Source organism: Gordonia abscondita, from assembly GCF_032711245.1.
Taxonomy (GTDB): Bacteria; Actinomycetota; Actinomycetes; order Mycobacteriales; family Mycobacteriaceae; genus Gordonia.
In genome coordinates this window covers 3,174,090-3,196,155 of sequence record NZ_CP128986.1, presented here as the reverse complement: position 1 = coordinate 3,196,155, position 22,066 = coordinate 3,174,090, and the positions used below count along the sequence as shown (strand labels likewise).

At 67.1% G+C, this 22,066-nt stretch carries 18 protein-coding genes; 8 read left to right on the top strand and 10 right to left on the bottom strand.

The genetic code is table 11. From position 1 onward, the window contains the following. Nucleotides 1-14 precede the first annotated feature (14 nt). Nucleotides 15-1,478 (top strand): ABC transporter permease subunit, encoded by a 1,464-nt coding sequence (locus tag MP11Mi_RS15055; RefSeq protein WP_420712799.1) that lies wholly within the window; start codon nucleotides 15-17, stop codon nucleotides 1,476-1,478. A gap of 15 nt (nucleotides 1,479-1,493) precedes the next feature. Here MP11Mi_RS15055 and MP11Mi_RS15050 read toward each other — a convergent pair whose 3' ends face one another. Continuing rightward, a complete protein-coding gene (locus tag MP11Mi_RS15050) occupies nucleotides 1,494-2,651 on the bottom strand; it encodes an MFS transporter (RefSeq protein WP_420039691.1) in 1,158 nt (385 codons plus the stop codon). A 64-nt stretch (nucleotides 2,652-2,715) separates the two neighbouring features. Here MP11Mi_RS15050 and MP11Mi_RS15045 point away from each other — a divergent pair, with 64 nt between their 5' ends. Beyond that, on the top strand, nucleotides 2,716-3,456 hold the full coding sequence (locus MP11Mi_RS15045) for an ArsR/SmtB family transcription factor (RefSeq protein ID WP_420039690.1): 741 nt from the start codon (nucleotides 2,716-2,718) through the stop codon (nucleotides 3,454-3,456). Here MP11Mi_RS15045 and MP11Mi_RS15040 read toward each other — a convergent pair. The 4 genes from MP11Mi_RS15040 to MP11Mi_RS15025 are packed head-to-tail and all read right to left on the bottom strand — an operon-like array spanning nucleotide 3,437 to nucleotide 9,169. Further along, nucleotides 3,437-4,612 carry an MFS transporter gene (locus MP11Mi_RS15040; protein ID WP_420039689.1) on the bottom strand — a complete coding sequence of 392 codons (1,176 nt, stop codon included), beginning with the start codon at nucleotides 4,610-4,612 and terminating at the stop codon, nucleotides 3,437-3,439. The two genes, MP11Mi_RS15045 and MP11Mi_RS15040, sit on opposite strands and share 20 nt — an antisense overlap. Then, on the bottom strand, nucleotides 4,609-5,745 hold the full coding sequence (locus MP11Mi_RS15035; RefSeq protein ID WP_420039688.1) for an alkaline phosphatase family protein: 1,137 nt from the start codon (nucleotides 5,743-5,745) through the stop codon (nucleotides 4,609-4,611). Before MP11Mi_RS15035 ends, MP11Mi_RS15040 begins: the two co-directional genes overlap by 4 nt. 35 nt (nucleotides 5,746-5,780) lie before the next feature. Next, nucleotides 5,781-7,553, bottom strand: a complete 1,773-nt coding sequence (locus MP11Mi_RS15030) for an ABC transporter ATP-binding protein (protein WP_420039686.1) — start codon at nucleotides 7,551-7,553, stop codon at nucleotides 5,781-5,783. Next, the gene (locus tag MP11Mi_RS15025; RefSeq protein ID WP_420039685.1) at nucleotides 7,550-9,169 is read right to left on the bottom strand and encodes an ABC transporter ATP-binding protein; all 1,620 of its coding nucleotides are present in this window, start codon (nucleotides 9,167-9,169) and stop codon (nucleotides 7,550-7,552) included. The genes MP11Mi_RS15030 and MP11Mi_RS15025 overlap by 4 nt, the downstream gene beginning before the upstream one ends. A 278-nt stretch (nucleotides 9,170-9,447) precedes the next feature. Between MP11Mi_RS15025 and MP11Mi_RS15020 the strand changes: the two genes are divergently transcribed. Beyond that, the gene (locus MP11Mi_RS15020; protein ID WP_420039684.1) at nucleotides 9,448-11,196 is read left to right on the top strand and encodes an AMP-binding protein; all 1,749 of its coding nucleotides are present in this window, start codon (nucleotides 9,448-9,450) and stop codon (nucleotides 11,194-11,196) included. 18 nt (nucleotides 11,197-11,214) lie between these two features. Here the strand turns inward: MP11Mi_RS15020 and MP11Mi_RS15015 are convergent, their stop codons facing one another. Then, nucleotides 11,215-12,759, bottom strand: coding sequence for an ATP-dependent DNA ligase (locus MP11Mi_RS15015; RefSeq protein ID WP_420039683.1), 1,545 nt, complete (start codon nucleotides 12,757-12,759; stop codon nucleotides 11,215-11,217). Nucleotides 12,760-12,821: 62 nt separating this feature from the next. Between MP11Mi_RS15015 and MP11Mi_RS15010 the strand changes: the two genes are divergently transcribed. Further along, complete coding sequence (locus MP11Mi_RS15010; RefSeq protein ID WP_420039682.1) at nucleotides 12,822-13,730, top strand: alpha/beta fold hydrolase; 909 nt, start codon at nucleotides 12,822-12,824, stop codon at nucleotides 13,728-13,730. Nucleotides 13,731-13,819: 89 nt separating this feature from the next. After that, a complete protein-coding gene (locus MP11Mi_RS15005) occupies nucleotides 13,820-13,942 on the top strand; it encodes a hypothetical protein (RefSeq protein ID WP_420039681.1) in 123 nt (40 codons plus the stop codon). 322 nt (nucleotides 13,943-14,264) lie between these two features. Here MP11Mi_RS15005 and MP11Mi_RS15000 read toward each other — a convergent pair whose 3' ends face one another. Together MP11Mi_RS15000 and MP11Mi_RS14995 are read right to left on the bottom strand one after the other, a co-directional pair. Beyond that, the gene (locus tag MP11Mi_RS15000; RefSeq protein ID WP_420039680.1) at nucleotides 14,265-14,951 is read right to left on the bottom strand and encodes a response regulator; all 687 of its coding nucleotides are present in this window, start codon (nucleotides 14,949-14,951) and stop codon (nucleotides 14,265-14,267) included. Then, a complete protein-coding gene (locus MP11Mi_RS14995; RefSeq protein WP_420039679.1) occupies nucleotides 14,951-16,525 on the bottom strand; it encodes an ATP-binding protein in 1,575 nt (524 codons plus the stop codon). Before MP11Mi_RS14995 ends, MP11Mi_RS15000 begins: the two co-directional genes overlap by 1 nt. A gap of 140 nt (nucleotides 16,526-16,665) precedes the next feature. Here MP11Mi_RS14995 and MP11Mi_RS14990 point away from each other — a divergent pair, with 140 nt between their 5' ends. Beyond that, complete coding sequence (locus MP11Mi_RS14990) at nucleotides 16,666-18,072, top strand: cation:dicarboxylate symporter family transporter (RefSeq protein ID WP_420039678.1); 1,407 nt, start codon at nucleotides 16,666-16,668, stop codon at nucleotides 18,070-18,072. 62 nt (nucleotides 18,073-18,134) lie between these two features. Here MP11Mi_RS14990 and MP11Mi_RS14985 read toward each other — a convergent pair whose 3' ends face one another. Then, nucleotides 18,135-18,548 (bottom strand): CoA-binding protein, encoded by a 414-nt coding sequence (locus tag MP11Mi_RS14985; protein ID WP_420039677.1) that lies wholly within the window; start codon nucleotides 18,546-18,548, stop codon nucleotides 18,135-18,137. A 103-nt stretch (nucleotides 18,549-18,651) separates the two neighbouring features. On the opposite strand from MP11Mi_RS14985, the gene MP11Mi_RS14980 reads away from it, so the two are divergent. Continuing rightward, complete coding sequence (locus tag MP11Mi_RS14980; RefSeq protein ID WP_420039676.1) at nucleotides 18,652-19,188, top strand: YdeI/OmpD-associated family protein; 537 nt, start codon at nucleotides 18,652-18,654, stop codon at nucleotides 19,186-19,188. A gap of 8 nt (nucleotides 19,189-19,196) precedes the next feature. Here MP11Mi_RS14980 and MP11Mi_RS14975 read toward each other — a convergent pair whose 3' ends face one another. Further along, nucleotides 19,197-19,640, bottom strand: coding sequence for a nitroreductase/quinone reductase family protein (locus tag MP11Mi_RS14975; RefSeq protein ID WP_420039675.1), 444 nt, complete (start codon nucleotides 19,638-19,640; stop codon nucleotides 19,197-19,199). A gap of 86 nt (nucleotides 19,641-19,726) precedes the next feature. Between MP11Mi_RS14975 and MP11Mi_RS14970 the strand changes: the two genes are divergently transcribed. After that, nucleotides 19,727-22,048 carry an FUSC family protein gene (locus MP11Mi_RS14970; protein WP_420039674.1) on the top strand — a complete coding sequence of 774 codons (2,322 nt, stop codon included), beginning with the start codon at nucleotides 19,727-19,729 and terminating at the stop codon, nucleotides 22,046-22,048. Nucleotides 22,049-22,066: the final 18 nt, after the last annotated feature.

Below are 22,066 nucleotides of genomic sequence, written 5' to 3'. Positions count from 1 at the left end.
GTTTACTGGCAACCATGACGTCCCGTATGCGTGCCATCGCGCCACTGCTGGCGGTGCTGTTCGCTGTTCTCGCGCTGATGACGGCATGCTCGTCCGATGCAGGGTCGGGACCGGACTCCGAAGTGATCAGGTTCGGCACCGAGGGAACGTACAGCCCGTTCAGCTACCACGACCAGGCGACCGGGCAGCTCTCCGGATACGACGTCGACGTCGCGAACGCAGTCGCCGATAAACTCGGCAGGCGCGCGGAGTTCGTTGAGGCACCCTGGGATTCAATATTCGCGGCCCTCGGCGCCGGCCGGTTCGACGTGGTGGCCAACCAGGTGACGGCCACCCCCGAACGTGCGGCGGAGTACGCGATGTCAACGCCGTACGCGGTCGGCGAAGGCGTCATCGTCACTCGCGCGGGAGATGATTCGATAACCACTCTCGCTGACCTCGCGGGCCGGACGTCGGCGCAGACAGCGACGGCTAACTGGACGGATGTCGCACGTCAGGCCGGAGCTCGGGTCGAGACCGTCGAAGGCTTCCCCCAGGCCATCACTCTGCTCAAACAGGGCCGCGTGGACGCGACGGTCAACGACAGTATCGCCGTGTACGCGTATCTAGCCGAGACGGGCGATACGTCGGTCAAGATCGCGGGAAACACGGGAGCCAGGAGCGAGCAGGCGTTCGCGTTGCGTAAGGACGATCCGCTCGTCGACGATATCAACGGCGCGCTCGATGACCTTCGCGCCGACGGTACGTTGACGCGGATCTCGCAGAAGTACCTTCGAGCTGACGCGAGCGGTTCAGCGGCGCAGACCGCGCAGCCTCGCTCCACCTGGGAGCTGGTGCAAGACAATCTGTGGCCGATGGCGAAGGCCACCATCACTACGACTATCCCGCTGGCCGCGATCAGCTTCGCGATCGGCTTGGTCATCGCGATGATTGTCGCCCTCGCCCGGATCGCCGACAACCGACTACTGGCGTGGGCCGCGCGCCTCTACATATCGATCGTGCGCGGTACGCCGCTGCTCGTTCAGCTGTTCATCATCTTCTACGCGCTGCCCGAACTCGGGGTGACTGTGCCACCGTTCCCGGCCGCTGTCGTCGCGTTCTCATTGAACGTCGGCGGATACGCCGCCGAGATCATTCGCGGCGCGATCATGGCAGTCCCGAAGGGACAGACCGAAGCCGCACTCACTATCGGCATGAACTATCGCACCGTCATGGCGAGCATCGTCTTGCCGCAGGCCGCGCGCATCGCCGTCCCAGGTCTCTCGAACACATTGATCTCCCTGGTCAAGGACACATCGTTGGCGTCGACGATCCTGGTGACCGAACTGTTGCGGGTCGCGCAGATCGCGGCAGCTCCGACATTCGAGTTCCTGGCGCTATACGTCACCGCCGCGATCTACTACTGGGTGGTCTGCCTCGTGCTATCGACGCTGCAGGGCCCGCTGGAGAGCAGGCTCGGTCGGTACGTCGCGACCTGAGCAGGCTCTGGGCGGTCACCGGTCGCGCCGAGAGAATCCGGCGAGGACCAGGACGGCTCCGCCGAGCCACCACGCGCCCGCGGCGACACCCGCGTGCCGGACGACGACCGGGCCGGCATCGTGCACGGTGAAACCGCCGCCGACCACCACGCCGATGCTGGTGCCAACTTGCCGCATCGCGTTGTTGAGTCCACCCGCGAAGCCGGGTCTCGCCGGCCACGCGGCCATCGTCTCACCGACGATGGCCGCCGACATCAGACCCAGCCCGACACCGATCCCGAGCAGCGCGGGCACGAGGCCGAGAGTCCCGGACAACCGCCCCACCGACACGAGTCCGACCCCGCCGATCACCAGGCCCACCGCCGCCACCGCGCAACGTCCGTACCTGGTCACCAGCGGGCCAGTCGTCGGACCGAGTAGAACGAACGGTGCCGTCGCCAGCAGGAGGACGGCGCCCGCAGGTCCCGCGGCCAGCCGCAGACCGTCCTGTAAGTACACAGTCAACACTTGGAGCATTCCGTTGGCCCCGCTAGTCATGACGGCTGCGGCGATCACCGAGACGACGAGTGCGACCGGTCGACTCGGCCCGCCGCGTTCGGTCGACGGCCGACCCGCTGGCGCAAGCAGGGACACGCCGAGCAGTGCGAGCAGTGCGAGCGGGACATTGATCCAGAACACCGCTCGCCAGCCGGCCTGGGCGACGAGGACACCGCCGACGGCCGGGCCGACAGCGGTGGCGACCGCACTGACCGCCGACCAGGTCCCCAACGCGCGAGCACGTTCGGCGGGCGCCCGCCAGGTGGTCGTCAACGCGGCGAGCCCCGCCGGCAGCATCGCCGACGCGGCCACCCCCTGAACGCACCGCGCAATTAACACCGACTCCCACGACCACCCGGCAGCGCCGAGCGTCGACGCCGCGGCGAACACGGCGAGTCCGCCCAGCAGGGCGCGGCGGGAGCCGATCCGGTCCACAAGCCATCCCGCAGGCAGAAGCCCGATCGCCAGGGGCGCGGTGTACGCATCGACGAGGAGCGACCAATGCTCGCGACCGATGTGGAAGGTTCGGCCCAGCGCGGGCATGGCGACGTTCATCGCCAGCACGTCGAGCAGTACCAGAAACATCGGCACGCACAGCACGGTCAGGAAGAGTCTCGGGTTGCTGGTTCTCGCCACCGAACCAGCATGCGATCGGAATGCTTCGATCACCGTCGAAGCGTTCGGGCGCGATACTTGAGCCATGGACGACTGCACCGACCTCGCCGGCGTCGCGGAGCTGTTCGCCGACCGCTCCCGGGCACGGATGCTCGTCGAACTCGTCGACGGTGCGGCGCGTCCGGCGAGTCACCTCGCGAAGATCGCCGGAGTCGCGCCGTCCACGGCCAGTTCGCACCTGACGCGATTGGCGAGCGCAGGCCTCATAACAGTGCACGCATCCGGTCGAACTCGCCGCTACAAGATCGCTGATCCGCGCGTGATCGCGGCAATCGAAGCGCTGCTTCCCCTCGGCAGGCCCGAGCCTCCGCGCGGGCTCCGCGCGGTAAACGCATGGCACCGTCTGCGAGTTGCCCGCTCCTGCTACGACCATCTCGCGGGCACCCTCGGCGTCGACGTACTTGCCGGTCTACTCGAATCAGACGCCCTGGTGCGGATCGACGGGATCGGCAGCACCGCGCCCGGCCCGGAGGACCGGTTGAGTGCGACGGTGACGGCCGCACCGTACGTACTCGGACCGGCCGCAGCTGACGTGTTCGGCGCGCTGAGTATCGACCTCGACGCCCTCCGCGGGCACCGGCGGCCACTGATCCGCGCCTGCATGGACTGGTCCGAGCAACGCCACCATCTCGCTGGCGGCCTCGGCGCCGCCGTAATGACTGCGATGCTCGACAACAGCTGGGTGGGCCGTCGCGCCCGCGGGCGCGACCTCCGGGTAGCCGAACCCGACCGTATCGCGGCATGGCTCACAGGCGCACTTGACTGACCCCTCTCGCGTAGTCGGCGACGCCGACACCTGCAGCGAGGACAGCGACGACTCCGGCGAAGACGATGCCGGCGTCGCGCAAGCCCATCGAGTTCGCGAGGAGCCCGACACCGATAGCGGGAAATGCCAGCATGATGTAGATGACAGTGAAGAACGCCGACGACACACCGCCGCGAAACGCCATCGGGACCTGTTCGACGGTCGTCGCGAGACCGACGTTCATGGACACTCCGCACGAGACGCCGACACCGATCGCCGCCCCGATCAAGGGAGCGAGCAGCTGTCCCGCGAGCGCCCACGCGAGCAGGCCAGCGGCGGCGATCATCCCCAGACATGCAGCCGGCAACGCCCACCGCTGTGAGGCCCGTCGGGCGAGCAACTGTCCGGACGCCACTGAGGCGAACACCAAAAACACGATGAACCCGGTGAGCGTGTGCCCATGCAGGTCGAGACTATCTGCGAGGAACAGCCCGGTGACCGCGGTCAACACGCCACTCGCCGCGAAGCCTGCCCCGGCGGCGAGGGTCCCGCGGACGAACGCACCACGGATCTCGCCGGGCACGCGGAGTCGCTCCACCCGGATTCGCCAGGCCGTCCCGCCGGACGGGTTCGCCCCGTACCTGCCGATCGCGACGAGCGCGAGCGCCGCCAGCACGAGGTGTGCGACGAACGGGACAACAAGCGGGTGCGAACTGACATCGGCGATGACACCACCCATCAGGTTGCCGATCCCGAGACCACCTGAGTTGACGGCCACAGCCAGGACGCCTGCGGTCGCCCGTCGTGCCGCCGGGAACAGGTCGACGATCGCTGCGGTACCGGTGCCAGTCATCAGTCCCGCGCTGAGTCCAGACAGGACGCGGCCAACGATGAGCGTCGGCAGGCTCGTGGGAAGGAGGAACACGACGGCGCTGACGATCGCGAACACGAGGGCGGCAGCGAGGACCGGACGTCTGCCGATCTGGTCGGAGAGGCGCCCGAACAGGAGGAGAGCACCGACCACGCCGCACGCGTAGACGGCGAACAGCACGGTGACCGTCAGCGGTGAGAACCCGAGATCGTCGGCATAGATCGGATAGAGAGCGGTCGGGATCGTCGTGCCGATCATCGCTACCGCGAATGCGAATGCGGTCGCCGCGACGGCTGCGCGGTTCACGGGTTCACCACCAGCGGAACAAACTGTTCGTCTGCGGTCCACGCCCCGTGGTGGCCGATCATCGTCGACTCCAACGGTTCCGACTCGGGTCGAACGAGAACCGTGTCTCCCTCGGCGACGGCGATAACGTCGCCGATCCGTGCCGCGACCTCGGGTGCGGGCGTCGCCGCACCGAACCAGTTCTCGTCGAATGCCTGCTCGCGAGTAACCACCCGGGCGTGTGTGCCGAGCGTCGTCGCCCACGCGGTGACGACGTCCTCGCGCGCCGCCGTCGACTCGAGGTACAGGTGGCGAACTCGCGCCTCACCCGCGATCAACCGGACCCCGTCTCGCAGTTCGGGCGCCGCGTCGATGTCGATGAGCGTCCCCGCCGAGACCATCCCGTGATCGCCGGTGACCAGCAGTGTGCACGTCGACGGCAGATCGCTGAATAGGTCGGCGACTGCCGCGTCGACGGCGCGCAACTGTTCCCGCCACTGCGCCGAGCCGGGGCCGTGCACGTGTCCCGCCATGTCGAGGCCGGGATAGTAGGCGTATCCGAAACGCCTGCCCTGGCCGGACCGGCGGGCGACGTCGAGGATTCCGTCGCGCACCTCGTCGAGGGTGGACGCCGGGTGGACAGTCCCCGTCGCCCGGAACGCTGCGCGCGTGAGTCCTGACGTGGCTTGGTACGCGGGTACGACGTAGTGGATGTCCACGTCGTGGGCGGCGAGACGTTCGAGGCCGCTGGCCGTCGACTGCACCGATTCCGGTTCGGCGTCCTCGCGCGCGTCCGGGCCAGCCGCGGTGTCGAACGTCCAGCGCAGCGCATTAAGGGTTCGCAGGTCGCCGTCGGGACCGTCGGGCACCGCGAACGAATAGCCGATCACCCCGTGCACCGCGCACGGGGCACCAACAGCGAGACTCGTCAGGCTCGTCGCGGTGGTCGCGGGGAAGCCCGCGCGCAATGTCGTCGAAGTGTGGGCTGCGAGGGTCGGCGCGTCGTCTGCCCAGCGCGCGAGGAGTTCACTGCCCAAGCCGTCGACGAGAAGCACCACCGCGTCCCTGTCCGACTGCACGGCAAGCGGATTCGGTCCGGTGACGCCGAACGACGCAGCGACGGACGGGAGGACGTCGGCGAGCGTGTGTGCCATGTGTCCACCCTGGCACACCGACACACGCCATCGGGTCAGACCTCGTCGCGCCCGCGCGACCACGCCGCCCAGATCTCGCTGTACGGACCGCCCGCACCGACCAGTTCGTCGTGGCTGCCTTCTTCCACGACGCGACCCGATTCGAGGTGGATGATCCGGTCCGTGGCCGCGGCCTGGCTGAGCCGGTGCGCGATGATCAACGCCGACCGTCCCGCGAGAACCGCCGCCGCTGCCTCTTCGAGCCTGCCCGCACCCACGCTGCCCGCGTCGGCCGTCGCCTCGTCGACGATAACGAGCTCGGCGTCGAGCAGGTCGACGCGCGCGAGCGCGAGTTGTTGGACGGTCATCGAGTCGATCTCGTGACCGTGCTCGCCGACGACGGTGTCGAGTCCGTCGTCGAGTGCCCGCACCCAGTCGGCCGCCCCGACCTTCTCCAACGCGCGCCACAACTGCTGGTCGTCTGCGTCGGGGGCCGCGAGCAGAAGGTCGTCGCGGAGCGTCCCGGCGAAGACGTGGACCTCCTGGGTCAGCAGAGCGATCCGATGCGCACGCGCCGTGTCGCCCATCGCGGCGACGTTGACGCCGCCCAGCCGCACGGTGCCGAGTACCGGCGCGTGGATGCCTGCGAGCACCCCAGCGAGCGTGCTCTTCCCCGCTCCGGAGACACCGACGAGCGCAACGTGCTCCCCCGGCGCGATCGCGACCGACACGTCGTCGAGGATCGCGTGGTCGTCGGTGTACCCGAACCGGATGCGGTCGGCGACGAGCCCGGACCCGTCGTCGCCGTGATTCGCGCCGTCCCGGTCGGGCGCGGTCTCGTCGAGCACGCCGACGACGCGACCAAGGGCGGCCGCACCGGACTGCAAGTCGTCGAGCACGTACATGAGTTGGCCGATCGGGTCGAACAGCGCGAGGTAGAACAGCATGGCGGCGGTCGTCGCGCCGACGGTGAGGCTGCCGTCGCCGACGAGCAGGTAACCGATCACGAGGACAACGCCCATGCCGAGGAACTCCGCGAAGTTCAGGCGGCCGAACAATCGTGAGCGCAGCACGGCCGCCTGCATCGACTTGCGGACGACCTTCCACGAGTTCTCGTCGATCCGGATGCTCAGCCGCGAGCCGAGGTCGAAGACTCGCACGGTCGGCAGCCCTTGGACAGGTCCGAGCACGTGGTGCGCGCGGTTCGCCGCGGCTACCCGCTCGGACGCGTACACCGCTGGAGCGAGCCGTAGATAGGTCCGTCCGGTGACGATGTAGATCGGCAGGGTCACGACCACGACGAGGAGGAACCGCCAGTCGATGGCGGCGAGACCGATCACGGTGACGACGACGCCTGCCGCCGACATCAGCACGGATGGGAGCGCCTTGCCGATCGCGTCTGCGACCTTGTCGACGTCATCGGTGGCCCGCGAGAGGACGTCTCCGCTGCCGACTTCCTCGACGCGTGCGATCGGGAGGCTCAGGACCTTTCCGACCATCTGTTCACGCAACGACGCGAGCACGGATTCGAAGACGCCTGCGGCGGTCGCGATGCCGAGTCCCGCGCAGACGGCTGCGGCGACGGCGGCGGCCGCCATCCAAGCGGCGCGGACAACGACGTCGGCGGTATCGCCGCCGTGGGCGACGAGGTCGACGACAGAACCGAGTAGTCGCGGTGTGACGAGGCCGAATCCGCCTGCGGCCGTCATGGAGCCGATGACAGCGAACAGGGTGAGCCGGTGCCCGCGCAATTCGTCGACGAGGTGCGTGAGGGTTCGCCGCCAGTCAGCGACACCGAGTGCCTTACGTGGCGCGCTCCCTGCCGTCATCGGACGTTCTCCATCTCGGGTTCGGTGATCGAATCCAGCCTGATCACCGTGTCGGCGACCGATGCCCACGCAGGCGAATGGGTGAACACGACGGTCGCGGCATTGGCGCGCGCCCGCTTCACACGGTCGACGACTTTCGCCTCCGTCATCGAGTCGACGGCGGTCGTCGGGTCGGTCAAGATCAAGAACGCCGACTCCGCGGCCAACGCTCGGGCGAGACCGACCCGTTGTCGTTGGCCTCCGGAGAGCATCCGCCCGGCTTCGCCGACCGGACTGTCCAGTCCGTCGGGGAGCACTTGCGCGACATCGTCGCACGCTGCCGCGAACACGGCGCGCGACACACGCCCGTCGGTGTCGACAGCCTCGTCGGCGACTGCCCGAACGTTGTCGAGGACCGTTCCCTCGAACAGGTGCGGCGCGTGCGGCACGACTCGCAACACGCGACGGCCCGCCTGTTCGTCCAGGGTCGCATGGTCGGTGTCTCCGACGTGGACGCGCACGCCATCGACGACACCGTCCCTCGACAGGACCGCGATCAGACGCCGCGTCGTGGTCTGGTCTGTCAAGATCACGGTGATCCCCTGTCGCGCGATCTGGACGTCGGACCGTGTCCCCGTCGCGTCGGGCAGTCCGGAGATGACGAGCTGTCCCTCGGCGTCGCCGACGTCCCCGGAGTGCGATCCGGGTCCGGCTTGCAGGACCGACAGCACGCGTTGCGCGCTCGGTACTGCACCGTTCCAGACGGCGCCGAAGTTCGTACTGATCGCGTTGAGCGGCCCCATCATGAACTGGGTGAGTCCGACGACGGTGATCAACGCGCCGAGACCCATCGACCCGTTGACTGCGAGGATCCCAGCAGCGAGGCCAACCGCGACGACGAACAGCGACGACACGGTCTGCAGCAGTCCGACGTATGCGCCTTCGGTCCGCATGGCCGCGACGGCAGCGTTCCGTGCGTTCTGGCTGGCCGCACGGTAGCGCCGAGTCGCGGACTCCTCCGCGCCGAGGCCTTTGAGGACGCGGAAGCCGGCGACGAGATCGGCCGCGGTGCCCGCCGCGACGCCGACGAGTTCCTGCTGCTTCGCCGTCCGGGACCGGAGCGGTGCACCGGCACGATCGAGCAGCCAGAACATGATCGGCGCACCGACGAGGACCGCGATCCCGAGTGGCCAGGAGATCCAGAGGAGGATCACGCCGGCGACGATGACCGCGAACATCTCGCCGACTGGAAAGACGGCGAGGAACACCGCGAGAGACAGCCGCGACACATCCGAGGTCGCGATACTCAACGCGGTCCCGGGGAGTCGTGCGGGACCGTCGGTACCTGCCGGGTCGAGCATCCGGTCGGTGACGCGCATGCGGTACTGGTGCTCGATGACATGCATCGCGTAGATCGCCAGCCGATCACCGAACCGCCAGGTGAGCGACAAGAGCGCGAAGTCGGCGGCGAGCACGATCAGCCAGAGAACCAGTTCGCTGGCGTCCTGTGTCAACACAGCGCGATCGATCGCGACACCCATGATCACCGGGACGAGGGCTTCGCCTGCGAAATGCCCGATCATCAAGATCATCGCCGGGAGCGTGTAGCGGTTGGCGCCCCACATGGTGCGGAACACGAGGCGTCGCGGAGTGGTCTGTTCGTCGACCCGGACGTAAGAACCCCGCTCGGCCGGGCGGTCTCCAGCGAGGAAGCCTTGACCGAACAGCCTGACGCGGAGTGATCTCGGGTCGGCGTGAGCCGGAGACGGTGAACCATCGACCATGGAGTTAGGCTACCCTGCATTTCTCCGCATGAAGAAACGCGCGTGACCAGCAAGCATGCTGTGGCGGCAGCCGGAGCACACCCCTCTTACGAGGGGTATGACTGTGGTCACAACTCCGACAGAATCGGGGTATGACGCCATCCCCTGACAGTTCCCACACCGTTAGTTCCCGCACTGATCAACTCCGTGCCGCCCGCGACACGCTCCTGAGCGCGAGGACCGATTACGACACCGCCCTCACCGAGTTCGCGTGGCCCGACGTCGGCGACACGTTCAATTTCGCCCACGACTGGTTCGACACGTACGCGCGCGGCAACGACGCCCCCGGCCTCGTCATCGTCGAGAACGACGGGTCGAAGGCCTCGTACACGTTCGACCGCCTGTCCCGCCGCTCCGATCAGGTCGCCGCGATGCTGCGGGACGCTGGTGTCGAACGCGGCCAGAGCGTGATCGTGATGCTGGACAATCAGGTTGAGCTCTGGGAGTCGATGCTGGCGATCATCAAGATAGGCGCGGTCATCATGCCCACCACGACCGCCGTCGGCCCCGCCGAGCTCACCGATCGCGCGGCACGCGGCGACGCCAGGGCCGCGATCTGCAACGTCGCCGACGCGCCGAAGTTCGCCGACGTCCCCGGCGTCGACCACCGTTTCGTGGTCGGCGGCGACGTCGACGGCTGGTTAGGCTACGCGGCGGCGTCAGACGTCAACGACCCGGACGTCGAGCACCCAGGCAACGCGTCGTCAGACCGTCTGCTTCTCTACTTCACCTCTGGAACCACCAGCAAGCCGAAGCTCGTCGAGCACACCCACGTCTCCTACCCGGTGGGGCACCTGTCCACCATGTACTGGCTCGGGCTGCAACCGGGCGACGTCCACCTCAACATCTCCAGTCCGGGCTGGGCGAAGCACGCGTGGTCGAACTTCTTCGCGCCGTTCCTCGCCGAGGCCGCTGTCCTCGTCTACAACTACGAGCGATTCGACGCTGCCGCACTCCTGCGACAAATCACCGACGAACACGTCTCGACGTTCTGCGCGCCGCCGACCGTGTGGCGGATGTTGATCAACGCCGATCTGTCCTCAGGCCGCCCTACGTCGCTGCGGGAGGCGATCGGCGCGGGCGAACCCCTCAACCCGGAGGTCATCAGTAAGGTCCGCGAACATTGGGGACTGACGATCCGCGACGGTTTCGGACAGACCGAATGCACCGCGTCTGTCGCCAATTCGCCTGGCCAGCCCCTCAAATCGGGGTCGATGGGCAGACCGCTCCCCGGCATCCCGGTGGTCCTCGTCGATCCGGAGACGGGCGCGGGCGTCGACGGCCCGGGTGAGGGCGAGATCTGCCTCGACCTCAACGGGCCGCAGGGCCGGCCGCTGACCCTGATGACCGGTTACCAGGGCGACCCGGAACGCAATGCGCTCGCGATGGCAGACGGCTTCTATCACACGGGCGACGTCGCCGAACGGGATGAGGAAGGGTACATCACCTACATCGGGCGGACCGACGACGTGTTCAAGGCCTCCGACTACAAGGTGAGCCCATTCGAGTTGGAGAGCGTCCTGATCGAGCACCCCGCAGTGGCCGAAGCGGCCGTGGTCCCCGCCCCCGACGAGGTGCGGCTCGCGGTGCCGAAGGCCTACATCACGCTCGTTCCCGGCCACGAGCCGACCGCGGACACCGCACGCGACATCCTCGCGTACGCGCGCGAGCAGTTGCCGCCGTATCTCCGCGTCCGACGTATCGAGTTCTTCGAGTTGCCGAAGACGATCTCCGGCAAGATTCGCCGCGTCGAGCTGCGCCGCCGGGAGAACGATAACGCCGACGAGCGTGTGACGACCGAGTTCCGGGACGAAGATTTCGGCATGCGTGGGACGCGTTGAGGCGATGCGCCGAGAATCTCAGTCCCCCGGTCGGCGATCTCGGATTGACGCGATGGTGTCTGCATCCTCGACCGGTTTGGCGTCGACGCCGATTCGGTACCGCTTGACCCGCGCGAAGCGCAGCGCGGCGCCGCCCGGGTACCGCGTCGACCGTTGGACGCCGTCGACGGCGATCTCGACGACGGTCTCCGGCCGCACATGCAAGACGTGGCCGTCACGGCGTTCGGCGATCGTCGGGAAGTACTCGGTCTGCCAGCGCAGGGTCTCGTCGGTGAGCCCTTTGAACGTCTTGCCGACCATCACGAATCCGCCGTCGGGCCCGTATTCACCGTCGGGGTCGCGCGCGCCGAGGTGGATGTTCGACAGCCACCCCGCACGCCGCCCGGAGCCTTGTTCGACGGCGAGCACGACCAGATCGTAGGTGTAGACGGGTTTCACCTTTACCCAGTGCGATCCGCGGCGGCCGGCCGCGTACGGTGCGTCGAGAGCTTTCACGACGATCCCTTCGTGTCCGGCCGCGAGCGCTTCGTCGAGTACGTCGTGCGCCCGGTCTGGAGCGGCCGCGTCGACGAGTCGCCCGGGAATCATGTGGTGACCTGCCACCGCGCGAAGCGCGTTGCGCCGCACGGCGAGTGGCTCATCGATCCACGATCGGCCGTCCGCGTACAGGACGTCGAAGAACCACACGGTGAGTCCTTGGTCGCCGCCGCGACCGAAACTGCTCATGGTGTCCTGGAATGGTCGAGCCGCCCCCGACTCGTCTAACGCGAGGGTCTCGCCGTCGAGGACGAGGTCCCCACCGGGGAAGTCGTCGACCACGTCGACGACGTCGGGCACGCGGTCGGTGATGTCTGCGAGACTCCGCGTGTACGCCCGCACCCGGCCGTCTATCCGATGCACTTGTAGGCGTGCCCCGTCGAGTTTGTACTCCACTGAGGCCGCGCCCGTGGTCGCGACGGCGTCAGCGGGCGATGACGCGGTCCCGGCGAGCATCGGTTGGACGGGCACCCCCGGAGTCAGGTCGACGAGCGAAAGGTCTTCATCGGCGAGCGCGGCGCGCGCGGTCGCGCCGAGGTCACCCGACAGCATCGCCGCCCGGCGCACCACCGTCTTGTCGCGATGGGTTGCGAGTGCGACAGCATCGACCAGGACACCTTCGAGCGCTCCGGTCCGCATCTCGCCGGTCATCACCCGCCCGAGATAGTCCTGCTCGTGTGTGGTCGCGCGGCCCATCAGAGCGCGAAGGATCTCGGTACGGCGTACTGCCGACCCCGGCCCGTGACTGGTGGACAACCCGCCGAATGCGATGTCGACGTCGTCGACGGTGAGGCTCGGAGTCGCGGCCGCGTCGGAACGCTGGTCGCGAAGGGTCCGCCATCCGATCCCGAGTTTGCCCTGAATCGGCCGGCCGAGAAGCAACCCGACCGCGGTCGGTGCCTCGGCCGGTCGCAGCCCCGCCAGGAGTTCGGCGAGCACGCGTGTCTTGGCGGTCCGAGACCCAGTCGCCGCGACCTCGGCGGCCGCGCGCACCAGATCAGCGAGGGCAAGCGCGTCGTCGGCCATCAATTCAGACTACGGAGTCCCCACTCCGACCACGGCCGATCTGGATCGGCAATGATGTCTTCATGACCACGAATGAAGGAATCGTCAGCGGCGGCGACGTCGATATCTGCTACGACGAGTTCGGCGATCCGAACAATCCGGCCGTGCTCCTCATCATGGGACTGGGTGCCCAGATGGTCTTCTGGCGCACCGAGTTCTGCGAAAAGATCGCCGCGGAAGGCTACCGCGTGGTCCGGTTCGACAACCGCGACAGCGGACTCTCCGGGAAATGCGACGGCGCGCGGGTCGGTGGTCCGCCGCTGCCGGTGAAGATGCTCCAGTTCTTTTTCGGACTGGAGGCGAAGGGTGCGCCGTACACGTTGGACGATCTCGCTTCCGATGCGATCAGGGTCCTCGACCATCTCGGTATCGAGCGCGCTCACGTCGTCGGGGCGTCGATGGGCGGCATGACCGCGCAGATCGTCGCGGCGGACTACCCGGACCGGACGCTCTCCGCGACGATCATCATGTCGAGCAACAACCGTGCACTGCTGCCTCCGCCCGGGCCACGCCAACTCCTGGCGCTCATTTCGCCGCCGCCGAAGGGTTCGGGCCGGGCCGAGATCATCGAACACTCGGCGAAACTCGCCCGCACGATCGGTTCACCGGTGTTTCCGCCGACCGCCGAGCAGGCACTCCGAAACGCCACCGAATACTTCGACCGCTGCTACTACCCGATCGGCATCGCCCGGCAGTTCGCCGCCATTCTCGCCGCGGGGTCGCTCGCCACCCGCGACAAGCGGATCAGCGCCCGGACGCTCGTCCTGCACGGCACGCACGACAAGTTGATGCGCCCGTCCGGTGCGCGAGCCGTCGCGCGGACCGTCCCGAACGGACGGCTCGTCATGGTCGACGGGATGGCCCACGACCTGCCCCAGCCGCTCTGGGATCAGATCGTGGGGGAACTGACACGGCATTTCGCCGACGTGTGACCAACGCGGCCGACGTTCGCCCGAATAGCCGTTATGTCGACTTACGCGGAGGATGTACGATAAGGCAAGGCTATGCTTAAGGAGTAGTGATGAGTGTCGACAACTCACCGAGCGAACTCCCCCTCGCAGACCGGAAGGCACCGTCGTCGAACGGGTCGCTGCCCGCGAACCTCCACGTCACTTCCGGCGCACGGAACAGTCCGGGCGTGTAGACGGTGCGCGGCACCACGACGGCGGTCATTCCGCCGTCGAGGTTGGCAGCCTTGGCTTCGTCGGATGCGGGGGTGGCGGCCAGGAACCGGACGATGTTGTTGAGGTCGGCAACGGTCGGCTGGGCGGTGCCGAACGGCTACACGCTGCAGGGCTACATGCCGTTCCTGAACGGCCAATTCGGCACCGGCCAAGAACTTGCGTTCGCCCCCGACTGGGGCCGAACGGAGCCCTCCTCTACGTGGTGGTCATCGCGATCGCGATGTTCGCACTCGGCTGCGCCACGTCGTTGCTCCGACGGTCGCGAACTTCTGGGCCATCCGATCACAACCAGCGGTACTTGTTCTCCGGTCGACCCCGTCCGCCGTACTCGGGTACGAGTTGGCAGACCCGGTCTTCGGCCAACCGCTCCAAGTACCGCCACGCGGTCACCCTGGACACGCCGGCACGCCTCGCGATCTCGCTGGCGCTCAACGGCTGCGTCGACTCCCGCAGCGTCGACGTGATCAGTTCAAGGGTCGGGGCTGCTATCCCCTTGGGCGTCCCGGGTCGGTCCGGCGGCTCACGCAGGGCAGCGAGCGCCGCATCGACCTGAGCCTGCCCGGTCTCCGCGCCGCCGAGCATCCGACGGTACTCCCGGTAGTGCGCAAGTTTCGCGGCGAACGCCGCGAATGTGAACGGCTTGATCAGGTACAGCAGCGCACCCCGAGCGACCGACGTCCGGACCGTATCGATGTCCCGGGCCGACGTCACCATGATCACATCGGGACGCGGTGTGATCTCGGCGACCGCCGCAGCCAGGTCGAGTCCGCTCATGTCAGGGAGGCCGACGTCAACGAGGAGGACCTCTACCGGCGCTGGACCGGTCGCGGCACGCTGAACCGCATCGATCGCGGCAGTACCCGTTCCGACCGTCGCCACGACATCGAATCCGTCCACCCGTCGCACGTACTCGGCATGCGCTTGCGCGATTGTCGGCTCGTCCTCGACGATCAGGACTCCGATTCCCATCAGCTCTCTCCTGTGTCGAGCGGCAGGACCAGTTCGACAGTCGATGGATCCCGGCGCACGTTCAGCGTACCGCCACGCCGCTTCGCCAAACGGCTGAGCAGTGCCAACCCCTGTCCTCGTCCGTGAATCCGATCGAGTCCGGTCTTCGTCGAGTAGCCGCGTTCGCGGGCACGCTCGAACTCCTCGTCACTCATGCCAGGGCCGCTGTCGAGCACGCGTAGCGACCACCGCCCGTCGACGACACCCGCATCCACTTCGACCCATCCGTCGACACCAGCAGCGTCGACGGCGTTGTCGACGAGATTGCCGACCGCCGTCAACGATTCTGCGGGGGTGAGCGGCCCACCGACGAGATCGGCTCCGTCAGCGACAGTGACTTCGACGCCGACCGCCGCCGCTTCGGCGACCTTCGCCACGACCAGCGCGGTGACCGCGGGGTCGGCCGCCGACGCCAACTGGTCAACGAGCCCCTGTGACGAGGTGAGCTGCTGTGTTGCAAAGTCAACAGCGTCGTCGCGTCTGCCGAGTTCGATCATCGTGACGACCGAATGCATCCGGTTCGCGTGTTCGTGGGCTTGTGCGCTCAACGCGTTGGCGAGCGAGCGAACAGCGTCGAGTTCACCGAGCACCTCTTGCAGGTCGGTCCGGTCACGGACAGTCAGGACGGTGCCGATCCGCTGGACGCCTCCGATCACCGCCTGACGATTGACTAGCAGCACCCGGTCGCCGCTGATGTGCACCTCGTCGACCAGATCGTCGTCGCCGCGCAGCGAGGCGGGCAGATCTGCTCGCATGATCGGGCCGTCCGGCAGGGTCAGGAGGCGACGCGCCTCATCGTTGACGACAGCAGCGGGCCCGTCTGGAGCGGCATCGTCGAACACGATCATGCCCTCGGCGAGCGCGTGCAGGACCGCGTCGTGATGTTCGTATAGTTCACGTAGCGCGTCCGGGGTGAGGCCCAACGTCTGCCTGTGCAGCCGACGTTCGAGGAGCAGCGCGACGCCGACTGCCACCACGAGCCCGATGAGGACCACCGCCACCAGGATCGGGATCACTCGGCGCACTTGATCGGCCAGCCGAGCCCTGGTTACCCCAGCCGACACGAGCCCGATGAGCATGCCGTCCCCGTCATACACCGGTGTCACAGCACGGATGGACGGACCGAGGCTCCCCGCATACACCTCCGTGAACGTCTCACCGCGCAGGGCGCGGTCGACGGTTCCGGTGAACTGTCCACCGATCCGCGCGGTGTCCGTATGCGTGTATCGCGTGCGGTCCGGCGCCATGACGACGATGAAGTCCATTCCGGTGGCGTGGGCGACGGCGTCGGTCTCTGGCTGAAGCAGCGCCGTCGGGTCCGGCGACTTCAACGCCTCCGCCGTCGACGGTGCGGTCGCGATCGCGACGGCGACCGCCGTGGTGCGTTCACGCGCATCATCGTCAGTCCGGTCGCGTTCGGCCCACACGAAGGCGACGGACCCGACCACTGCGACGACCAGGAGCAGCGCCACCTGCGTGAAGAACACGCGCGTCGACACAGCGGGACGCCAGCGATCCCGCATCGCATGGACCATCGATTCACCTCACTGCGTTCGGGCGTTTTGCCTCACTGCGTTCGGGACCAGCCGTGTACAGAATGAACACAAGAGTGCCCCTCGTCACATAGTCCCCCATGATTCTCCTATCACCGCATGAGAGTCGAAGGAGACCAGCTGTGACAACCTCACCGGATACCGCGCCCCCGTCGGCGCCGCCCCCATCGGCTGACACCCAGTCGGCCGCACCGAAGCCCAAACGCGACCGCACCCACTACCTCTATCTCGCCGTCGTCGTGGCGGTGATCGCAGGCGTCGTGGTCGGCATGGTGTGGCCGGAGTTCGGCAAGGATCTGAAGCCGCTCGGCGAGATCTTCGTGAACCTCATCAAAATGATGATCTCACCGGTCATCTTCTGCACTATCGTGCTCGGCATCGGATCGGTGCGCAAAGCGGCCAGCGTCGGCCGGATCGGCGGCCTCGCGCTCGGCTACTTCATCGTGATGTCGACATTCGCGTTAGGTATAGGCATCCTCGTCGGTAACATCCTCAAACCCGGCACCGGCCTGCACGTGACGGCGGGCTCGGGTGCCGAGTACGCCGAGCAAGCGCATGAAGGAGGCGGGACGTGGGACTTCATCAGCGGCATCGTCCCCGATTCGATGCTGTCGGCGCTCACCTCCGGAAGCGTGCTGCAAACACTGTTCATCGCACTGCTCGTCGGTTTCGCACTACAGGCAATCGGTAGCTCCGGAGAGCCGATCCTCCGCGGTATCGGGCTTATCCAGAAGCTCGTGTTCCGGGTGCTCGTGATGATTCTATGGATCGCTCCGGTTGGCGCTTTCGGCGCCATCGCTGCGGTCGTCGGATCCACCGGCTTCGAGGCGGTCAAACAACTTGGCCTGCTAATGCTCGGGTTCTACGTGACGTGCTTCCTGTTCGTGTTCGTCGTGCTCGGTGTGCTTCTGCGCTTAGTCGCCCAACTATCGGTGTTCAAACTCGCGCGATACCTGGCCCGCGAATATCTGCTGATCGTCGCGACGTCGTCGAGCGAGGCGGCGCTCCCGCGACTGATCGCCAAAATGGAGCACGCCGGTGTGGAGAAGTCGACCGTCGGCATCGTGGTCCCGACCGGGTACTCGTTCAACCTCGACGGCACCGCGATCTATCTGACGATGGCATCGTTGTTCGTCGCTGATGCGATGGGCGCACCCCTGAACTACGGCGAGCAGTTCTCGCTCCTGCTATTCATGATGGTCGCGTCCAAGGGCGCAGCCGGCGTCACCGGTGCCGGGCTTGCAACCCTGGCAGGCGGCCTCCAGAGCCATCGCCCAGACTTGCTCGACGGTGTCGGTGTGATCGTCGGCATCGACCGCTTCATGTCCGAGGCCCGCGCACTGACCAACTTCTCCGGCAACGCGATCGCGACCCTCATCATCGGCACCTGGACCAAGACCATCGATACCGCGAAGACCCGACGTGTCCTCGACGGCGACGATCCGTTCGACGAAGCCACTATGGTCGACGACCACGTGCCACACGACGTGGGGCATGCACCGGAACCCGCGAGAGAACAACCTGTCTGACCACCCCCGCATCTAGCCCTGCGGACGCCCGGTTTCGCTTGTCCGGCAAGCGAAGCCGGGCGCTACTTGGTGATTCCGGTCCGACGCTGCTCGATGATCAAGCAGCGATCCTCCACATACAGCAGCCCTGCGTTCTCGGCGATCTCACGGGCTTCGTCGCTGACGATCCCCAGCTGGAGCCACAGCGCGGTCGCGTGCGCGGCGACTGCTTGCCGAGCGATCTCGGCGGCGTCGGCGGACGGCCGGAAGACGTCGACGAGCCCGACCTGCTGCGGAACCTCCGCGAGGGTGCGGTACACCCGCTCTCCGACGATCTCGTCGGCCCCCGGGTTCACCGGGACGATCCGCCAACCGGCCTCCTGCATGTAGGCGGGAACCTGGTTGGCGGCCTTTCCCGGATTCGCGCTCGCTCCGACTACCGTGATCGTGTCGTAGGTGGTGAGGATCTGCTCGACGACGTCGTCTGTGCTGGCCATGGCTCCACTCTAGAACCGATCAGGAATCAAGAAGCCGGCGGCGACGGCGCCGATTACCCTGAATCCCACGACGTTGACGCCCGCTGGAACGACAGGAGCCGCCATGCCAGCACCCGCACCGATCACCTTCGACGCGCCGATCGAAGAGGTCAACGAACAGACGATCGTGCGCCTACCCGCCGAGGCGAGCGCCGCGTTGCCCTCGCGCGGCCAGGTCGCAGTCACCGGCAGCGTCGACGGCCGCGAGTACGACACCGTCGTCGAACCCGACGGCAACCGAGGTCATTGGATACGACTTGACGAGCCGCTCGCCTCCACGCTCGGTGCGGCGGGCACCGTCGTCGCCACGACGATCAGTCCAGCCGACCGGTGGCCAGAACCTGTCGTCCCTGACGATTTCCAATCCGCATTGGCCGACGCCCCAGACACCGCGCGACTCTGGAACGAGATCACACCGATGGCCCGGTGGGAGTGGGTCCGATGGGTGCAGGCGACGAAGAACCCGGCAACACGAGCGCGCCGCGTCGACGTCGGCGTGTCGAAACTACGCGACGGCAAACGCCGCCCGTGCTGCTTCGACCTCTCGTCGTGCACCGACCCGAACGTCGCCAAGAGCGGCGTCCTGATCGGCGCGAAGTAGCGTCCTGATCAGGTTCGCGGCGTGAGGATTACGACAGGTATGTCCCGATCGGTCTTGCGCCGGTAGCCGTCGTAGCCGGGGTTGATCTTCACCGCGGTCCGCCACAGGTCTGCCTTCTCGTCCGCGGCCGCGGTGCGCGCCGTCCACGGCGTCGTCGACTCACCGAATGTGACCTCGACGTCGGGGTTCGCGACGAGGTTCTTGTACCAGTCCGGGTGTTCGGAATGCCCGCCCTTGGATGCGATGACGACGATGCGATCGGTTTCGAAGATCGGTGCGGTAAGCATCGACGATCGACGTTGACCGGACTTGCGGCCGATCGTGTGCAGCTCGATGGTCTCCATGCCGAGCAGCTTCTTCGGGAAACGGCCGCCGGTCACTGCGAGCAGCGTCCGGTGCCCGTTCTCGAGCACCCACGCGCCCGCGGACGCTGTCACGTCAGAAAAGGTCATGCCGACATCGTGCCCCTAGCACGCACGATTGTCGATACAGGTCGTCACAGACAGTCGGGGCGGCGAACGCCGTATCCTGGAACTGTATGTCTCACACTCCCGCTGTTTCTGCTCCCCCGACTGCGGAGAGACGCACCCGTCAGACGGCGGACGAATGGCTCAACCGATTCGTGGCGTCCGACCCGGGACTCACCCGATTGCGGACGGCAGTGCAGACCGTCGTCTCGGTTGCTGCGGTCATCGGCATCGAATGGATGTTCGTTGAGTTCGCTCACCCGCTGATCGTGTCTGGCGATTCGGCGGCGGTAGTTGCGGAGAACCGCGCCGCCGGAGTGATGGGCATGATGGTCGGCGCGGTCGTCGTCATGGTGTCGAGCTTCGCGGGCCCGATGTTCACGAACGTCCGCGATGGCGTCCTCGGACTCGCCCTCCTGCCGTGCGCCATGTTCGTCGGCGTCGTCGCGGGCCTCGCCCTCGCCGACATCCGTGTGGTCGCGTTGCTCTTCATGATCGCAGCGCTCGGCGGTGCAGGCTTCCTGCGACGGTTCGGCGCGTGGGGCTTCGTCCTCGGCCAAGGCCTGTTCATGGGCAACTTCCTCGGCTTCTTCCTCGGGCGCCTCACCGATGTCCGCGGTGTCGGATGGATCGGCGCCGAACTCGCCATCGGCGGAGCGGTCGCGATCCTCGCGCAACTCGTGTTGTTCTATCCGAGCCGGTGGTCGGCGGTTAAACGGCTCCGGTCGTCGTTCCTTGGACGCTCGGACGGGGTCGCCGCGGCGACGGTCGCCGTGATCGACCATCCCAACTCGCTGCGGTATCGGGAACGCCAGCACAAGAAGCTGATTCGGTTGAACGAGACTGCGTTGATGATCGACGCGCAGCTCGCTGAGAGCCCTCGACTCCCGGTCGGGACGACGGCGGCCGAAATCCATCGGCACGTGTTCGCCGCCGAACTCGCGCTGGCGAATGCTGCCCGCTTCGCCCGGTCGATCGCGGTGTCCGACACACCCGACTCCGTCGCACGCCTGGTCCGCGAATCGATGGTCGCCGTCGGGCATCGCGACCCGGAAGCGGTCGACCGGCTCGGACGCGCTCTTCGTCAAACGCTGAGCGACGAACAGGTCCGGTCGGTCATCGACGACGACGTGCTCGTGGTCTTGTATCGTTTCGCGACCTCGGTCATCGACTACGCACGAGTCGTGAAAACGATCAGCAGCCAACGGTTCGAGTCATATATCAAACGCGTCCGCTCGCACGCGGTCCCCGAACAGGACAGGTTCTCGGCATCGGTGGCGCTCGTGTCGGGCTGGCTGCCCGGTTCCTCGACGGTGAGCGCAACCGCGTCGAACGAGAAGGCCGCGCCGTCGGTTGCCGCGCGGCTGGATCCGTCCGTGCGTGCAGGCATCCAGATGACGGTCGCGGCGACAATCTCCGTGGTCGCGGGTGTGCTCATTTCGGCGGACCGGTTCTATTGGGCGGTGCTCGCGACGTTCGTTACTTTCATGGGAGCGAACAACGCTGCGGAGCAGGTCCGCAAGGGCGCGTTCCGTGTGATCGGCACGGTCCTCGGTGTCGTCGTCGGCGCACTCGTCGCCGAGGCCGTCGGCCAGAACGTTCCGTTGTCGATCACGGTGATCCTGGTATCGCTGTTCTTCGGCATCTATCTGATGCGGATCAGCTACGCGTTCTTCGCGATGTCGATCACGATTCTCGTCGCACAGCTTTACGTACAGCTCGCCGAACTGTCGGCTGAACTGTTGGAGATGCGAGTCTTGGAGACGGTGATCGGTGCGGCCGCAGCGGTCGCCACTGTGATCTTCGTGCTCCCGTTGCGGACCAGCCGAGTGGTGCGAGTCGCGACCGGCGAGTTCCTCGCCGCACTGTCGGCGTTGATCGCCGAGACAGTACGCGCGGTGCGCGACGGTGACGCCGGGCACCGCCTCGAGACGGCCTCACGTGACGTCGACGTCGCATTTCAGGCTTTGGAGTCAGCGACGTCGCCGAGCCGGGCGATGCTCCGTGTGCCGGGGACGTTCGGCGGCGTCAAACAGCAGTGGTGGTTCGCCGCGAACGCCGCGCACTCGTACGCCCGCGACCTCGTCACCGACGCACGGTGGTGTACCGGGATCGACGGCGAGGCCGGGGTTCGACTCGACGCCGCGACCGCGGCGCTGACCGACTCGATCGCCGAACTGTCGGATTCTCTCTCTGATCGGTCCACGCGTGTCTACACGCGGTCGGCATCGCTGTTCGAACGGGTGGCGACGGACCTCGACGACCACGGTCGGCTCACTCCGCGGCAACTCGTGCTGCACGACCTCCAGCTCATCGACGGCGCGGTCGCCGCACTCGCCACGGCGACCGACCTCCGGGTGCGTGCTGTGGACACGGCGATCACGAGTCACTGAGGACCGCATCGACTCGGG

What these genes read in the sequence shown, in the direction of transcription:
- MP11Mi_RS14985 (WP_420039677.1), bottom strand. Translation starts at nt 18,548, where the DNA reads ATGGCCAGCACAGACGACGTCGTCGAGCAGATCCTCACCACCTACGAC.
- MP11Mi_RS15000 (WP_420039680.1), bottom strand. Translation starts at nt 14,951, where the DNA reads ATGGGAATCGGAGTCCTGATCGTCGAGGACGAGCCGACAATCGCGCAA.
- MP11Mi_RS14970 (WP_420039674.1), top strand. Translation starts at nt 19,727, where the DNA reads ATGTCTCACACTCCCGCTGTTTCTGCTCCCCCGACTGCGGAGAGACGC.
- MP11Mi_RS15005 (WP_420039681.1), top strand. Translation starts at nt 13,820, where the DNA reads ATGAGTGTCGACAACTCACCGAGCGAACTCCCCCTCGCAGACCGGAAG.
- MP11Mi_RS15045 (WP_420039690.1), top strand. Translation starts at nt 2,716, where the DNA reads ATGGACGACTGCACCGACCTCGCCGGCGTCGCGGAGCTGTTCGCCGAC.
- MP11Mi_RS14975 (WP_420039675.1), bottom strand. Translation starts at nt 19,640, where the DNA reads ATGACCTTTTCTGACGTGACAGCGTCCGCGGGCGCGTGGGTGCTCGAG.
- MP11Mi_RS15035 (WP_420039688.1), bottom strand. Translation starts at nt 5,745, where the DNA reads ATGGCACACACGCTCGCCGACGTCCTCCCGTCCGTCGCTGCGTCGTTC.
- MP11Mi_RS15020 (WP_420039684.1), top strand. Translation starts at nt 9,448, where the DNA reads ATGACGCCATCCCCTGACAGTTCCCACACCGTTAGTTCCCGCACTGAT.
- MP11Mi_RS15030 (WP_420039686.1), bottom strand. Translation starts at nt 7,553, where the DNA reads ATGACGGCAGGGAGCGCGCCACGTAAGGCACTCGGTGTCGCTGACTGG.
- MP11Mi_RS14995 (WP_420039679.1), bottom strand. Translation starts at nt 16,525, where the DNA reads ATGGTCCATGCGATGCGGGATCGCTGGCGTCCCGCTGTGTCGACGCGC.
- MP11Mi_RS15015 (WP_420039683.1), bottom strand. Translation starts at nt 12,759, where the DNA reads ATGGCCGACGACGCGCTTGCCCTCGCTGATCTGGTGCGCGCGGCCGCC.
- MP11Mi_RS15010 (WP_420039682.1), top strand. Translation starts at nt 12,822, where the DNA reads ATGACCACGAATGAAGGAATCGTCAGCGGCGGCGACGTCGATATCTGC.
- MP11Mi_RS15055 (WP_420712799.1), top strand. Translation starts at nt 15, where the DNA reads ATGACGTCCCGTATGCGTGCCATCGCGCCACTGCTGGCGGTGCTGTTC.
- MP11Mi_RS14980 (WP_420039676.1), top strand. Translation starts at nt 18,652, where the DNA reads ATGCCAGCACCCGCACCGATCACCTTCGACGCGCCGATCGAAGAGGTC.